Origin of the sequence: Nocardia sp. NRRL S-836 (assembly GCF_001279525.1) — a bacterium.
Taxonomy (GTDB): Bacteria; Actinomycetota; Actinomycetes; order Mycobacteriales; family Pseudonocardiaceae; genus Lentzea.
This window is the reverse complement of record NZ_LGDY01000114.1, coordinates 222,997-237,839: the sequence shown is the minus strand read 5'-3', so window position 1 is coordinate 237,839 and position 14,843 is coordinate 222,997. Positions and strand designations below refer to the sequence as shown.

14 protein-coding genes are annotated in these 14,843 nt (G+C 70.6%); 10 read left to right on the top strand and 4 right to left on the bottom strand.

Annotated features, from left to right (window positions below):
• Window positions 1–36 precede the first annotated feature (36 nt).
• The 4 genes from ADL03_RS29060 to ADL03_RS29045 all read left to right on the top strand — a co-directional run bounded on the left by ADL03_RS29060 (window position 37) and on the right by ADL03_RS29045 (window position 4,574).
• The gene (locus ADL03_RS29060; RefSeq protein ID WP_197288726.1) at window positions 37–2,742 is read left to right on the top strand and encodes a nitrate- and nitrite sensing domain-containing protein; all 2,706 of its coding nucleotides are present in this window, start codon (window positions 37–39) and stop codon (window positions 2,740–2,742) included.
• Entirely contained in the window at window positions 2,739–3,161 is a 423-nt protein-coding gene (locus ADL03_RS29055) for a roadblock/LC7 domain-containing protein (protein ID WP_053736734.1), read from the top strand. Before ADL03_RS29060 ends, ADL03_RS29055 begins: the two co-directional genes overlap by 4 nt.
• A 32-nt stretch (window positions 3,162–3,193) precedes the next feature.
• Entirely contained in the window at window positions 3,194–3,790 is a 597-nt protein-coding gene (locus ADL03_RS29050) for an ATP/GTP-binding protein (protein WP_053736733.1), read from the top strand.
• A gap of 268 nt (window positions 3,791–4,058) precedes the next feature.
• Window positions 4,059–4,574: a snapalysin family zinc-dependent metalloprotease gene (locus tag ADL03_RS29045; RefSeq protein WP_053736732.1), complete on the top strand. Its 516-nt coding sequence runs from the start codon at window positions 4,059–4,061 to the stop codon at window positions 4,572–4,574.
• Window positions 4,575–4,725: 151 nt separating this feature from the next.
• On the opposite strand, the gene ADL03_RS29040 is transcribed toward ADL03_RS29045, so the two are convergent.
• From ADL03_RS29040 to ADL03_RS29030, 3 genes are all read right to left on the bottom strand, one after another.
• Window positions 4,726–5,172 carry a hypothetical protein gene (locus tag ADL03_RS29040; RefSeq protein ID WP_053736731.1) on the bottom strand — a complete coding sequence of 149 codons (447 nt, stop codon included), beginning with the start codon at window positions 5,170–5,172 and terminating at the stop codon, window positions 4,726–4,728.
• On the bottom strand, window positions 5,150–5,776 hold the full coding sequence (locus tag ADL03_RS29035) for an RNA polymerase sigma factor (protein ID WP_082373552.1): 627 nt from the start codon (window positions 5,774–5,776) through the stop codon (window positions 5,150–5,152). Before ADL03_RS29035 ends, ADL03_RS29040 begins: the two co-directional genes overlap by 23 nt.
• A 65-nt stretch (window positions 5,777–5,841) precedes the next feature.
• Complete coding sequence (locus tag ADL03_RS29030; protein ID WP_197288725.1) at window positions 5,842–6,729, bottom strand: S8 family serine peptidase; 888 nt, start codon at window positions 6,727–6,729, stop codon at window positions 5,842–5,844.
• On the opposite strand from ADL03_RS29030, the gene ADL03_RS48825 reads away from it, so the two are divergent.
• From ADL03_RS48825 to ADL03_RS29020, 3 genes are read left to right on the top strand one after another with little or no spacing between them, the layout of a single operon-like run.
• Window positions 6,700–7,122 carry a hypothetical protein gene (locus tag ADL03_RS48825; RefSeq protein WP_197288724.1) on the top strand — a complete coding sequence of 141 codons (423 nt, stop codon included), beginning with the start codon at window positions 6,700–6,702 and terminating at the stop codon, window positions 7,120–7,122. The genes ADL03_RS29030 and ADL03_RS48825 overlap by 30 nt on opposite strands.
• Entirely contained in the window at window positions 7,119–9,704 is a 2,586-nt protein-coding gene (locus tag ADL03_RS29025) for a CHAT domain-containing protein (protein WP_053736730.1), read from the top strand. The genes ADL03_RS48825 and ADL03_RS29025 overlap by 4 nt, the downstream gene beginning before the upstream one ends.
• A gap of 40 nt (window positions 9,705–9,744) precedes the next feature.
• Window positions 9,745–11,295, top strand: coding sequence for an FAD-binding oxidoreductase (locus tag ADL03_RS29020; protein WP_053736729.1), 1,551 nt, complete (start codon window positions 9,745–9,747; stop codon window positions 11,293–11,295).
• On the opposite strand, the gene ADL03_RS29015 is transcribed toward ADL03_RS29020, so the two are convergent.
• On the bottom strand, window positions 11,258–11,521 hold the full coding sequence (locus tag ADL03_RS29015; protein ID WP_157529426.1) for a YggT family protein: 264 nt from the start codon (window positions 11,519–11,521) through the stop codon (window positions 11,258–11,260). The two genes, ADL03_RS29020 and ADL03_RS29015, sit on opposite strands and share 38 nt — an antisense overlap.
• A gap of 84 nt (window positions 11,522–11,605) precedes the next feature.
• Here ADL03_RS29015 and ADL03_RS29010 point away from each other — a divergent pair, with 84 nt between their 5' ends.
• From ADL03_RS29010 to ADL03_RS29000, 3 genes are all read left to right on the top strand, one after another.
• A complete protein-coding gene (locus ADL03_RS29010; protein ID WP_053736727.1) occupies window positions 11,606–11,935 on the top strand; it encodes a TfoX/Sxy family protein in 330 nt (109 codons plus the stop codon).
• 104 nt (window positions 11,936–12,039) lie between these two features.
• A complete protein-coding gene (locus ADL03_RS29005) occupies window positions 12,040–14,364 on the top strand; it encodes an immune inhibitor A domain-containing protein (protein WP_053736726.1) in 2,325 nt (774 codons plus the stop codon).
• Between the two features lie 10 nt (window positions 14,365–14,374).
• Window positions 14,375–14,821: a nucleoside deaminase gene (locus tag ADL03_RS29000; protein WP_053736725.1), complete on the top strand. Its 447-nt coding sequence runs from the start codon at window positions 14,375–14,377 to the stop codon at window positions 14,819–14,821.
• Window positions 14,822–14,843: the final 22 nt, after the last annotated feature.

Sequence of the window (14,843 nt, the reverse complement as noted above, 5' to 3'; positions counted from 1 at the left end):
CTACGCAACTGGCGGTTGCGGAGCAAGCTCGCAGTGGTGTTGTTGGTTCCGGCCCTGAGCACCGCGACTCTCGCGGGCCTGCGGCTCAACACCCAGCTCGACGACGTCGAACTCTTCGGCAACGTCCAGCGCGAGCTCGCTGTGAGCCACCAGGCGGCGAAGGTGGAGAACGCGCTGCAGGTCGAGCGCGACTGGGCAGTGCAGTGTGTGGCCGCGGGCAGGCAGAACTCGTGCCCTGAGCACGCCGCCCGGACCGGTCTCACGGACACGGAGCTGGGCGAGTACCGGAATGCGGGCACGACGTCCACGGGTTTGAGCGCGTCCCTGCGGGAGGCGTTCACCAAGTCGTTGCAGTCCCTCGACGGACTGGCGAGCTTGCGCTTGACGGTGCTGGGCACGAGGTACCCGGACATCGCCGTCATCAGCGCGTACAACCAGATCATCGCGTCGGTCAGCCAGGTCCACCGCGCCGCGGTGTCGAGCCTGAGCGAGCCGGAGATCGTTCCGCTGGTCACCGCGGCGCAGGCGCTCTACAGCGCCCAGGAGCAGCTCGGCCAGCAGAACTCGATCCTGACGTCCACCGCGGTGCGCAAGAACTTCGCGCCCGGCGCCGCCGACGAGCTGCGGGCAGCGCAGTCCCGTCTGGACGCCGCGTTCACCGAGTTCAACGACGTGGCGTCGCCGGCGAACAGGCAGAGGTTCCAGGACGTCGTGTCCGGTGCGGCCGTGGACGGTCGCAACCGGCTCGTGCGGCTGGCGCTGGCGCAGGACTTCGAACGCAAGCCGGTGTCCATCACGGACATCGAGGTGCTCAAGATCGGCCAGGACACCGCGAAACTGGTTCGCGAGGTCGCGGCCGACCTGGAGGGCCAGGCCGACGCGACGACCACCCGCCTCGCCGACACGGCGCGGTCGGACGCCTGGCGTGACGCGGCCCTGGTCGCCATCTCGCTGCTGATCGCGTTCGGTCTGATGGCGATGGTCGCGCAGTCGATGCTGCGGCCACTGCGAGTGCTGCGCCGCAGCGCGCTCGACGTGGCCCGCAACCAGCTGCCGGAGGCCATCCGCCGCATCCGCTCGCACCGCGACCCCGAACGGGCCGCGGAGGAGGCGATCATCCCGGTGCCGCTGAACACGACCGAGGAGGTCGGTCAGGTCGCGCGGGCGTTCGACCTGGTGCAGCGCGAGGCCGTCCGCCTCGCCGTCGAGCAGGTGGCCCTGCGCGCGAACGTCAACGACATGTTCATCAACCTGTCGCGGCGCTCGCAGGCGCTCGTGGAGCGCCAGATCAGCGTGATCGACCGGCTCGAGCAGGACGAGCAGGACCCCGACCACCTGGCGTCGCTGTTCGAGCTCGACCACCTCGCGACGCAGATGCGCCGCAACAGCGAGAACCTGCTCGTGCTCTCCGGCACGACGGTCAACCGCCGCGTCACCCGCCCGGTCGCGATCGCCGAGGTGCTCGGCGCCGCGGTCTCCGAGGTCGAGAAGTACGCGCGCGTCCAGATCGCGCCGACGCCGGAGCTGATGGTGCAGGGCCGCGTGGTCAACGACCTAGCGCACCTCGTGGCCGAGCTGCTCGACAACGCGACGGCGTTCTCCAAGCCCACCACCAAGGTGACGGTGCGGACGATAGAGACCCGCAAGGGCGAGGTCGCGATCCGCATCCACGACCGCGGTGTCGGCATGCAGGAGCAGGACGTCGTCGAGTTCAACGCGAAGCTCGCCGAGCCGCCGGAGGTCGACGTCTCCGTGGCCCGCGAGATGGGCCTGTACGTGGTCGGCCAGCTCGCGAAGCGCCACGACATCCGCGTGACGCTGGCGAACAACGACGACATAGAGGGCGGCGTCACCGCCCAGGTCGTGCTGCCGGTCTCGTTGCTGCACAAGGGCCCGCCGCCCGCGCTGCCGCTGCCGGTGGCCACCGCGGTGGCCGCACCGGCCTCCGCGGCCGAGACCAGCGGCGAGGGCCTGTCCGGTGTTCCGAAGTGGACGCCGGAGTACCCGGTCGTCGTGTCGTCGCCCGCGGCGACGGAGACGCCGGAGGAGATCAGCGGCCGGCACCGCATCGAGCAGACGTCGGCGGACGGCCTGTTCACCGCGCGCATCGAGGCGGCGGAGCTCCCCGACGAGGAGCGCTACGCCTACGAGCCGCCCATCGAACGACCGTCCGAACCCGCCACCGAGATCTTCCCGGCGGTGCAGGACGACGAGGAGATCTCCGCGGACGCGTTGTCGCGGTGGTTCCAGACCCCGGCCGCCCCCGAGGCCGGGCCGGCACAGGACGTTGTTCCGGCAGCGGAGCCGGAGCTCGCGTCCAGTTCGGAAGACGGGGAACCGGGCACGGTGAACGGGCTGCCCAAGCGGCAGCGGTCAGCGGAGCCCACGAGGACCGAGGCACCAACGGCGGTGCCGCGCGCGGTCGCCGACTTCGCGTCCGACTGGGGCGCCGCCGACGAGGGCTGGCGTGCCGCGGGGGCGTTGGAGTCCAGCGTGCCCGCGCAGACGACGGAGAACGGCCTGCCCAAGCGCGTCCCCAAGGCGCGCCTGATCCCGGGCTCCACCCCCAAGCCGTCGTCACCGGTTCCCCAGCTGGCGACCGTCGCCGCGAGCGGCCGTTCCGCGGAACGGCTCCGGCAGCGGTTCGCCACGTACCAGAAGGGTGTGCAGATGGGCCGCGACTCGCTCTACGACTCGGCCGTCGGCAACATCCCCGTGATCGCAGAAAGGGAACACCAGTGACCACCGCGACTGAGGAACTGGACAACTTCAGCTGGCTGGTCGAGGACTTCGTCAGCAGGGTCGCCGGTGTCGCACACGCGATCGTCGTCTCGGCGGACGGCCTGCTGCTCGCTTCGTCGGACCGCCTCCCGCACGACCGCGCGGAACAGCTCGCCGCAGTCTCCTCCGGTCTCGTTTCGCTCAACCTCGGCGCGGCGCGCTGCTTCGAGGCAGGCGACGTGAAGCAGACTGTCGTCGAGATGGAACGCGGCTACCTGTTCCTGATGTCCATCAGCGACGGGTCCTGCCTCGCCGTTCTCGCCGCACCCAACTGCGACATCGGACTCATCGGCTACGCGATGACGCGGCTGGTGGAACGGGTCGGTCTCCAGCTCACCCCGGAGATCCGCGCCCAGCTGCACGTGTCCATGCGAGCCTGAGCTGTTCTGTTCTGAGTAGAGAGAAGTTCCCCATGAGCAACGGTGCTCCGGGCCGTCCGGGGTCACCTGGGGCCGACCTGTCCGCGACGTCGGCGAAGATCGTCGTCGCGGGCGGGTTCGGCGTCGGCAAGACGACTTTCGTCGGCTCGGTCTCCGAGATCACCCCGCTGACCACCGAGGCCGTCATGACCCAGGCCTCGGTCGGGGTGGACGACCTGTCGGCGGTGCCCGACAAGGTGACCACCACGGTGGCCATGGACTTCGGCCGCGTGTCGCTGGACAGGGACCTGATCCTGTACCTGTTCGGCACGCCGGGCCAGCACCGGTTCTGGTTCATGTGGGACGACCTGGTGCGCGGCGCGATCGGCGCCGTCGTCATGGTCGACACGCGCAGGATCGACGAGGCGTTCGCGCCCATCGACTTCTTCGAGGACCGCGACCTGCCGTACGTGATCGCGGTCAACTGCTTCGACGGGCTGATGCACCACCGCACCGAGGAGGTGCGCGACGCGCTGACGATCGCGTCGTCGGTGCCGATAATCCCGTGCGACGCGCGGAACCGGCAGTCCACCAAGCAGATCCTCATCGCGCTGGTGGAGCACGCGCTGCGGCAGCCGTCGTTCGCCTGACCGGCCGCGGCACTCCGGGGTGCCGCGGCCGTGAGCGCATCACAAAGCACCATCAGCGCGGCTTATGACGACCCGCTGCGCCCGGCGGCGAACCGGACGCGCCGGCGACGGGTTTCCTTGTAGCGCGGGATCTCCGGCCGTCACACGGCCGGATCGCCTTCGGGCGTCTTGACCGTTCCGGTGCCGGTTGACACTTGACTCTTCTTGTGCGGCAACGCTGCTTCGATACAGTCGGAGAGCAATTACCCTGCATTGCGAGGAGATTCCTGTGTTCCTGCGCAAAACAACCGCTGTGCTCGCCACCGTCGCCGCCCTGTCAATCGGCGTCGTCGGCACCGCACAGGCAGCACGCACCCTCACCTACAACCTGAGCGGTGCCGCCCAGTACACGGCGGACATCGACGCCGGGGCGAAGGTGTGGAACGACAACGTGCAGAACGTCAAGCTGGTCAAGACCACCTCGACCCGCGCGAACATCATCATCGTGGCGGACGACGGGTGGCCGCGGGCCCAGACGACCAGCCTCGGCAACGGCCGGGTGTGGATGGGCAAGCAGGCGATCGACCAGGGCTACAACAAGACCCGCATCGCGGCGCACGAGCTCGGCCACATCCTGGGCCTGCCGGACATCAAGCCGGGGCCGTGCTCCAGCCTGATGTCGGGTGCCAGCGCCGGTGTCCCGTGCACCAACCCGGTGCCGAACGCGGCGGAGAAGTCGCGCGTGGAGCGCAACTTCGCCGGCACCGCGGTGGTGCGGACGGCCACCTTCGAGGACGCGGCCTGAGTCACCGGTGGGCCTCCCGCACGGTCGGTGCGGGAGGCCCACCGCCAGGTCCACGCCCGGCGGCACACCGCGTTGCGGTCCAGAGTGGACAGACCGGCGATCCCACTGGCCTCGAAGGCCGCAGATGAAGGCCGCACGGGCGAACCGCGTGTCAGAGGATGAACCAATCGGTGCAGCCGCCGGTGAACCGGAACTTCACCGGTCCGCGCGGGCCGGGGCCCAGCACGAACGAGCCCAGCTCGTCCACCGCCGCCGTCTCCACGTCACCGGTGGGAGCCACCAGCGTCACGTCGCCGGCCGCGGGCACCAGCTGCCCGGTGACGCCCGCCGCCGACACCTCGACCTGCAGCGTCACGCCGTCCGCGTCGAACACCAGCTGCCGCGCCGTGGACGTCGACCGGGCGCGGGCGAACAGCGTGTCGTCCAGCACCGAGTCGTAGGAGGTGATCAGCAGCAGGTCCGCGTCGACGGTGCGCCACGTGTACGCCGCCTTGGCCGCCGCGACGAACTCCGGCGGGACGTCTTCGGAGGGAGGTGTGCTCACCGCGTCGCGCAAGGCGTCGAGCAACACGTCGTCACTGTCCCAGTCGTGCCGCACCCAGCACACCTCCTCTCACCTGCGTCTTCGCCGACGGCGATCCCAGGAACGCCGAGATCGCGGGGGTCTTGCGCAACTTCTCCAGGCACCGGATGCGGGTCGGCCCGATGCTGCCGACCGGCATCGCGAGCTCTTCGCTCACGACCTGGTAGCTCGGAGGGGGATCGGTCATCAGCTTGGTCAGCAACCGCTTGCACTGCTCGGTGAGCTCGGCGAACCCGTCGCGCAGCGCCTGCCGCCGCTCCACGACGAGCAGGTCCGCCTCCACCTCGGCGTCCTCGGCCGGCTCCAGCGCGTCGGACTCCGTCAGCGGGTCGTAGAGGTGCGTCCGCTGCTGCACGCGCAACACGCGCAGGCACTCGTTGCGGGTGGTCGTCATGATCCAGCCGGGCAGCGCCTCCGGCTCGCGGAGCCGGCCGATCTGCTCCACGAGCCGGAGCCACAGCGTCTGGTTCACGTCGGCCGCGTCCACGGGGCGCAGCCGGTGCTTGTAGATCACCGACACGACCAGCGGTGTGTAGCGGTCCACGATCTCGTTCCACGCACCCTGGTCGCCCTCGGCCGCCGCGCTGACGAGCGCGGCGATCGGGGATGCTGAGGTCACGTCGACTCCTTGCGGTCACGACTTGCGGAGGCCGAGGCTGCTCCCCAGATACAACTCGTCGCCGGTTATTTGACGAAGACCCCGTAGCCGGCGTGGTACTCCGGGTTCAACAGCAGTTTGTCACGTGCCTGAACCGCGGTGAGGCCGTCTTTCGCCATCGTGGCGGCGATCCGCCCGGTCACCCACGGCGCCGCGAACGACGTGCCGGACCAGTAGGCCCACAGCGCGAACGGGGTCGCGTCGGTCTCGCCGGGCAGCTTCCACTCGCCCTTGAGGTAGGTCGACGAGCGGTTGCCGATGGCGCAGGCGTCGACCCAGTGGCCGAAGCTCGAGTAGCAGGCGGGGACCATCGACCCGTCCCGGTTCTGCGCGAGCGCGGCGACGGCGGTGACGCGGGGGAACGCGGCCGGCCAGCTCGGGCGCTGGTCGCCGCGGTTGCCCGCGGAGGCCACCACGACCGTCTGCTGCGGCAGCGCGGTGATCGCGTTGCGCAGCGGCTCGGAGGCGACGTCGTCCTCGGTGTAGCAGCCGAGGGAGAGGTTGAGCAGGTCGACGTTCTTCTTGCCCATCTCGGTGATCTTGGCGACCAGCCGCTCCTCGTCGCCGAACCCGTTCACGTCGAGCGCGACCTCGGGGTCGAACGCGACACCGCACGCGGCGCTCTGGACGACGCCGGCGACGAACGTGCCGTGGCCGCCCTGCAGTCCGAACAGGACACCGCTGGTGTAGGCGGGGTCGACGTCGTCGGGTTCCTTGAAGAACCGGTTGGAGAACCAGTCGGGGTGCTCCAGCTGCGCGCCGGAGGAGATGCCGGTGTCGAGGATGCCGACCCGGATGCCGGAGAGCCGGTCGTCGGGCTTGGCCGGGTTCACCGGGTCGGTCGGCAGCGGCCGGTCGCCGGGGTTGCCCATCACGTTGCCGCCGTGGCCGACGACCACGTGGTGCGGCTGCACGAGCGGCACTCGTGCGTTCGGCCAGTTCCGTTGATCCCTCAACAACCGAACGATCCTGGGAATGTCTTCGAGGTTGTTCGGAAGGATCAAGCGGGCCATTCCACCGAATCCGTCGGCGGGGCGCGCCTCGACATTGTTTTCCCGCAGTTTCGCGATCACCCGGTCGCGGTCCGCCGGGGCGACCAGCAGCTGACCTGGGCGGTAGAGGAACTCGCGCCCGCGTTCAGCGTGGAAGCCGATGTTCTTGTCCTCGGCGATGAGCTGCTGAAAAGCTCTTTCGTAAAGATCGGAACGTTCCGGCGATTTCGACACCACGGCCTCACAAAGCAGCGTTTGACGGGGGCCCCGACCGAGCTTGATCAAGCTACCACAGCGGATAAAGTGACGCCGTGACCGACTTTTCCGCGGAGGACGCGCTGGCGGCCAGGCAGCGCAACCCGCGTGCGGCCGTCGAGATGGCCCGCGCGGTCCTCCGCACGACGCAGGACCGGTCGGAACGGGCCATCGCCGAACGCGCGATCGGTCTCGCGTTGCGCGAGCTGCACGACTACAGCGGCTCGATCCGCCACCTGCGCCGCTCGATCCGCGTCGCGACGGACGCCGCGCTGCCCCGGTTGTCCGCGCTGGCGCAGATGTCACTGGCCTGGGTGCTCGCCTACACCGGCCGCCACCGCGCCGCGCTGCGTGCGCTGGACGTGGCCATGCCGTCGTTGTCGGGCGCCGACGCGGTGGCGGCGTTGATGCAGCGCGGTGTCGTCTTCCACTACCTGACGCGGTACGACGACGCGCAGCGCGATTACACGGCAGCTATTGCGGGCGCACGACGCGTGGACGACAAACTGGTCGAGGCGCGCGCTCACAACAATCGCGGGCTCGTGCGCGCGTATGTCGGCAACATGCGTGAGGCGTCCGCCGACTTCGACGTGGCCGCGGCGCTGCTGGGCTCGCTGGGCCAGGAGCTCGGTGTCGCCGACGTGCACTGGAACGCGGGCATCATGGCCACCCGCTCGGGTGACGTGCCCGCCGCGCTGACGTTGTTCGACAAGGCCGACGAGGTCTACCGGCGGCTGGACGTGCCCCGCCCGGCGCTGCTGGTGAACCGGCTGGAGCTGCTGGTCTCCGTGCCGCTGGTCGACGAGGCCCGCGCCGCCGCCGACCGGGCGATCACCGAGCTGAAGGCGCTGAAGAACCCGTTCGCGACCTCGGAGGCGTTGTTCTTCCGCGCCCGCATCGCGCTGCTGGACGACGACCTGGACGCGGCCCACGTCTTCGCCGCGGAGGCCCGCCGCCGGTTCCGCCGCGAGCAGCGGCTGCTGTGGGCGGCCGGCGCGCGGTACCTGGAGCTGCACGCGGCCGTGCTGCGCGGCGACCGGACGCGGTCGTTGCGGGTGGCGTTGTCACGGGTGGCCGACGAGCTGGACGCGATGGACTGGCGGCTGCCCGCGCTGGAGGCGCGCATCGACGCCGGTCTCGTGGCCGCCGACCTCGGGCACCGGACCCGTGCGGTGGCCGAGCTCTCGGTGGCGGCCGCGGCACGCAGGCGCGGCCCCGCGGGGTTGCGCGTGCGCGGCTGGTACGCGGAGGCGTTGCGGCGCAAGCTCTCCGGCGACGTGCGGGGCACGTCCTCCGCGCTGCGGCGGGGCATCGGGCTGCTCGACGAGTACCGGGTGTCGCTGGGCGCGGCCGAGCTGCGGGCGCTGACCGGGGCGCAGGGCCAGGCGCTCGCGCTGGAGGGCCTGCGGCTCGCCGTCGCCTCCGGCAACGCGGCCCGCGTGCTGTCGTGGACCGAGAGCTGGCGCGCGGGCGCGTTGCGGATGAAGTCGGTGTCGCCACCGGACGACCCCCGGCTGGAGGACGCGCTGGCGTCCCTGCGCGCGGTCACCTCCGACGTCGAGTCCGCCGTGCTGGCCGGGAGACCCGCTCAGGCGCTGCGCGTGCAGCTGGTGCGCGCCGAGCAGCGCGTCCGCGACCTGACCCGGCAGATGTCCGGTGGGGGAGCGGTGTTCAAACCGCCGTCCATCGCGTCGCTGGCGGCGGCGTTGGGATCGTCTGCGCTGATCGAGTTCGTCGAGTACGACGGTGTGCTGCTGGCCGTGGTCCTGGCGGACGGCCGCACGTCACTGCACTCCCTGGGAGCGTTGGAGGGCGTGGTCCGCGAGATCCGGCTGTTGCGCTTCGGGTTGCACCGCCTGGTGACGCTGCCGCCGCAGCTGCCGAACCTCGCCGTGGCCCGTTCCTCCGCCACCCACGCGGCCGCGCTGCTGTCGGCGCGGCTGCTGTCGCCGCTGGCCTCGCGGATCGACGGGCGGCCGTTGGTGGTGGTGCCGACCGGTCCGTTGAACAGCCTGCCGTGGGCGGTGCTGGGCCGTGAGGTCACGGTCGCGCCGTCGGCTTCCGTGTGGCTGCGGGCGACGTCGGTGGCGGACGCGGTCGGGGAGGCGGTGCTGGCCGCCGGGCCGCGGATGGCCGCCGCGCCGGAGGAGATCAAGGCCATCTCCGCGCACGTGCCCGGTCGTGTGCTCGTCGACGACGATGCGACCGTGAGCGCTGTCGCGTCCGCAATGGACGGTGCCGCCCTCGCGCACGTTGCCGCGCACGGATCGTTCCGCGTGGACAACCCGTTGTTCAGTGCGCTGGAACTGGCCGATGGGCCGTTGACGGTCTACGACATCGAACGTCTCCGTACGCCACCCACGCGCGTGGTGCTGTCGGCGTGCGACACCGGGCAGTCCGCCGTGCGGCCAGGGGACGAGCTGATGGGGTTCACGGCGGCGCTGCTGGGGCTGGGGACGCGGACGTTGATCGCGCCTGTCGTGCCGGTGCCGACGGACGGGACGGCGCCGGTGATGGTGGAGCTGCACCGGAAGCTGGCGGCCGGGACGGCGCCGGCGAAGGCGTTGGCCGAGGTGCAGCGGGCGGCGGACGACGCCTCGTACGCGGCGGCCGTGGGGTTCGTCTGCTTCGGAGCCGGTTAGCCCTTACGAAACGTGTGCGTCTCGCTTACCGTTGCTCGCCATGACAACGAGGTCGTGGTGGGGCTGGGGCACCGTCGAGGACGCCGTCACGCCGGACGAACGACAGCACCTGGTCACCCGCGTTCGATCGGTGCTCCCGAACGCCGACCTGACCCTGCACACGCCGCCTGACCCGAAGACCCTCGCCCTTCCGGACCCGCGCATCTCGCCGTCGGAGCTGTACTCGACCGACCCGGTCGACCGCCTCGCCCACGCCCGCGGCCAGGCCTACCGCGACGTCGTCCGCAACCTGGCCGGTGACATCGGCACGGTCCCCGACGCCGTGGCACGGCCGCGCACCGAGCAGGACGTCGTGCGGATCCTCGACCACTGCGGCAGCAACGGCATCGCCGTGATCCCGTTCGGTGGCGGCACGTCCGTGGTCGGCGGGGTCGAGCCGCGCAACCTCGACGGACCCGTGGTGACGCTCGACCTCCAGCACCTGAACCGCGTTCTGGAGGTCGACCCGGTCAGCCGGGCCGCGCGGATCCAGGCCGGGGTGCTCGGGCCCGCGCTCGAAGCGCAGCTGAAGCCGCACGGGTTCACGCTGCGGCACTTCCCGCAGTCGTTCGAGTTCTCCACGCTGGGCGGGTGGCTCGCGACGCGCGCGGGCGGGCACTACGCGACGCTCGGGACGCACATCGACGACTTCGTCGAGTCGTTGCGCGTGGTCACGCCGGTCGGGATCAGCGAGTCGCGCCGGTTGCCGGGCAGTGGGGCGGGGCCGTCGCCGGACCGGTTGTTCCTGGGGTCGGAGGGGACGCTGGGGGTGATCACCGAGGCGTGGCTGAGGGTGCAGCGGCCGCCTGTGCACCGTGCGGGGGCGTCGGTGCGGTTCGCGTCGTGGGAACGGGCGGTCGAGGCGGTGCGGGTGATCGCGCAGTCCGGGCTGCACCCGGCGAACTGCCGGCTGCTCGACCCGGCGGAGGCGTTCCTGAACGCGGGCGAGCCGGGGTCGGTGCTGGTGCTGGGCTTCGAGTCGGCCGACCACCCGGTGGACGCGCACCTGAGGCGGGCGCTCGAACTCTGTGACGGCGAGGTCGTGGAGGGGGTGGCGCAGCGGTGGCGCGGGTCGTTTCTGCGCATGCCCTACCAGCGCGACGCGCTGGCGCAGCACGCGATGATCACCGAGACGTTCGAGACGGCCTGCACGTGGGACCGGTTCGCCGAGCTGCACGCGGCGGTCACCGAGGCGGCGACGGCGGTGCTCGCCGAGGTCTGCGGGGCCGGGATCGTCACGTGCCGCTTCACCCACGTCTACCCGGACGGGCCCGCGCCCTACTACGGGATCTACGCACCCGGCCGGTGGGGCAGCCTGCACCGGCAGTGGGACGAGATCAAGGCCGCCGTGTCCGAGGCGCTGATCAACGCGGGCGGCACCATCACCCACCACCACGCCGTGGGCCGCGACCACATGCCGTGGTACTCGCGGCAACGCCCGGACGTGTTCGGGGCGGCCCTGGCCGGTGCCAAAGCCGCCCTCGACCCCGCCGGGGTGCTCAACCCCGGCGTCCTCACCACACGAACGAGCGCAGGACCAGCGCCGCGATGAACACCACCGTGAACGCCAGGTCCAGCCCGAACCCGCCGAACCGCAGCGGTGGCAGCACCTTGCGCACGGGCGAGAGCACCGGTTCGGTGACCGCGTGCGTCACCCGCCGGGCCTTGAACACCCAGTCACCGCGCGCCTCCAGCGTCACCGCCCAGTCCACGATCATCCTGGCGACCAGCACCAGGATGAAGAGCGTCAGCAGCCAGCCGAGCACGAAGCCGATCACGATGTTTCTCCTCCACGTCCGGTATGTCCATCAAGCCACACGAACCTGAGAGGCGCCTGGCAACTCGCTGGGATGATGTGTGGCGTGGCGTACGACGAGGGCCTGGCACACCGGCTGGGCGACGCGCTGGGCGCGTTGCCCGGCATCAGCACGCGGAAGATGTTCGGCAGCCTGGTGTTCCTGTGGAACGGGAACATGCTGGTGGGGGTGCTCGGCGAGGACGTGATCGCCCGCGTCGGGCCGCAGGCGCAGCAGGACGCGCTCTCCCGGCCCGGCACGCGGGTGTTCGACTTCACCGGCCGGCCGATGAACGGGTGGGTGGTCGTGTCCGGTGAGGCGGTGAGCGAGGACGAGGCGCTCGACGAGTGGATCGCGCGGTGCCGCGACTTCGTGGCGGCGCTCCCGCCGAAGTGACACGTCCCGCGGGTTGCGTGCGCAACTACCCGACTTCCGGCCGTGTCGAGGCACCGGACGCCTACGTAGCGTCCCCTCTCGGATTCCGAGAGGGGAGAACGAACGTGCGAAGAACTCTGGCGGGTGCGGCGGCGCTCGCGGTGATCACGGCGGGCCTGGCCACGCCGGCCACCGCCACACCGGTCGACCAACCCGAGGCGCAGGTGCGGCAGCAGAGCGACGAGCAGCCGCACGAGCTGGAGCTCAAGCGCCGCGCACTGAAGCAGCAGGCGCTGGCCGAGGTGCTGACCGGCGAGGCGACGACGGAGAAGCGCGGTGCCAGCACCGTCGCGAAGATCGGCAAGAAGCAGTCGAAGGACCAGTACGTCGAGCTGAAGCGGGAGAAGACCGACAAGATCTTCGTGATCCTCGCGGAGTTCGGCAACGAGCGGCACCCCGACTTCCCCGACCGGGACACCAGCCCCGCCACGCCGGGCCCGCAGCGGTTCGACGGCCCGCTGCGCAACCAGATCCCCGAGCCGGACCGGGCCGTGGACAACACGACGATCTGGCGCCCGGACTTCAGCCGCCAGTACTTCCAGGACCTGTACTTCTCCCGTTCCCAGGGCGCCAACTCCGTCGCGAACTTCTACGACAAGCAGTCCTCCGGGCGCTACACGGTCGACGGCCTGATCACGGACTGGGTGAAGGTCCGCTACAACGAGGCCCGTTACGGCCGCAGCAACGGCTACCCGTGCGCCGACAACATCTGCAACAACTCCCGTGAGCTGATCAAGGACGCGGTCACCCAGTGGGTCGCCGACCGGAAGGCCGCGGGGCAGACCAGCGAGCAGATCACCGCGGCGCTGCGCGAGTACGACGTCTGGGACCGCTACGACTACGACTTCGACGGCGACTTCAACGAGCCCGACGGCTACATCGACCACTTCCAGATCGTGCACGCCGGTGGTGACCAGGCCGACGGCGACCCGTGGCAGGGCGAGGACGCCCTGTGGAGCCACCGCGGCTACGCCTTCAAGAACTACAACTCCGGTCCCGGCGCGAACAAGCTCGGCGGCGCGCCCATCGGCGACACCGGCCTGTGGGTCGGCGACTACACCGTGCAGCCCGAGAACGGCGGCGTCAGCGTGTTCGCGCACGAGTTCGGTCACGACCTCGGCCTGCCCGACCACTACGACACCAACGGCGGCTCGAACGGCGTCAACTGGTGGTCGATCATGGGCCAGAACCGGGTGAGCGCGCCCGGCGAGGCGACCGGTGAGCGGCCCAACGAGTTCTCCGCGTGGGACAAGCTGCAGCTCGGCTGGCTCGACTACGAGATCGCGGTCGCCGGCCAGGAGCGGACGTTCCAGCTCGGCCCGCACGAGTACAACAGCAAGAAGGCGCAGGGCCTCGTCGTCGTGCTGCCGGACATCGCCAAGTCGTTCGACTACGGAGCGCCGTTCGAGGGCAGCCGGATGTGGTGGAGCGAGAAGGGCAACGACCTCGACCACTCGATGACCGCCGCGCTGGACCTGCGCGGCAAGACCACGGCGGCGCTGTCGCTGAAGGCCCGCTACGACGTCGAGACCGACTACGACTACCTCTACGTCGAAGCGTCCAACGAGGACGGCAGCTGGACCCAGCTCGACGGCACCGCGAACGGTGTGCCGTTCGTGCGCGACTCCGGCAACGCACCGGCGATCAGCGGTTCGTCGGCCGGCCAGTGGGTCGACGTCGCCGTGCCGCTGGACGCCTACGCCGGCAAGAACACCAAGCTGCGGCTCGCCTACCGCACCGACGGGGCGTTCGCGCCGCAGGGCTTCTTCGCCGACGCGATCACGGTCGTCGCCGACGGCACGCCGGTGCTGACCGACGGCGCCGAGACGGCCGGCACGTGGACCACCCGCGGGTTCCGCACCACCGAGGGCAAGGAGACCAAGGCGTTCGACCAGTTCTACATCGCGTCGAACCGCACCTACGAGTCCTACGGCCAGTACAACCGCACCGGCCCGTACCGCTACGGCTTCCCGGACAAGCCCGACCTCGTGGAGCACTTCCCGTACCAGGACGGCCTGCTCGTCTCGCTGTGGAACACCTCGTACCTCGACAACAACGTGAGCGAGCACCCCGGCGAGGGCCTGATCCTGCCGATCGACGCCAACCCGGCCCCGCTCTACAACATCGAGGGCCAGCGCTGGTCACCCACGATCGGCGGCTACGACGCGCCGTTCTCGCTGCAGAAGTCGGACTCCTTCACGCTGCACGTCAACGGCAAGGCGTCCTACGTCCGCGGGCAGGCGGCCCAGCCGGTGTTCGACGACACCAGGCAGTTCTGGTTCGCCGAGCAGCCCAACGCCGGCGTCAAGCTGCCCGCGGTCGGCGTCGGCCTGCGGGTGACGAAGCAGTCCGGCACGTCGATGACGGTGAAACTGTTCAAGACGAAGTAGCTTGGGCGGTATGACCGCTGCTTCCGACATGCTGGCCGTCGCCGTCGAAGAGGCGCGGATGGGACTCGCCGAGGGCGGGATCCCCATCGGCGCGGCGCTCTTCGACGGCGACGGCCGTCTGCTGGGCCGTGGCCACAACCGCCGCGTCCAGGACGGCGACGCCTCGATGCACGCCGAGACCTCCGCCTTCCGCAACGCCGGTCGGCAGCGCGGCTACCGCGGCACGACGATGGTCACGACCCTGTCGCCGTGCTGGTACTGCAGCGGGCTGGTGCGGCAGTTCGGCATCTCGCACGTGCTGATCGGCGAGGCCACGACGTTCCACGGCGGCCACGACTGGCTGGCCGAGCACGGGGTCGGCATCACGGTCGTCGAGGACCCCGCGTGCATCGAGATGATGACGGCGTTCATCGCCGAGCGGCCCGAGCTGTGGTTCGAGGACATCGGGCAGGACTGACCTCGGGGAACACCTGTGCGCA

Excerpts from the sequence above, each read along its gene's own strand:
- ADL03_RS29050 (WP_053736733.1), top strand. The coding sequence starts at position 3,194 with ATGAGCAACGGTGCTCCGGGCCGTCCGGGGTCACCTGGGGCCGACCTG.
- ADL03_RS29000 (WP_053736725.1), top strand. The coding sequence starts at position 14,375 with ATGACCGCTGCTTCCGACATGCTGGCCGTCGCCGTCGAAGAGGCGCGG.
- ADL03_RS29020 (WP_053736729.1), top strand. The coding sequence starts at position 9,745 with ATGACAACGAGGTCGTGGTGGGGCTGGGGCACCGTCGAGGACGCCGTC.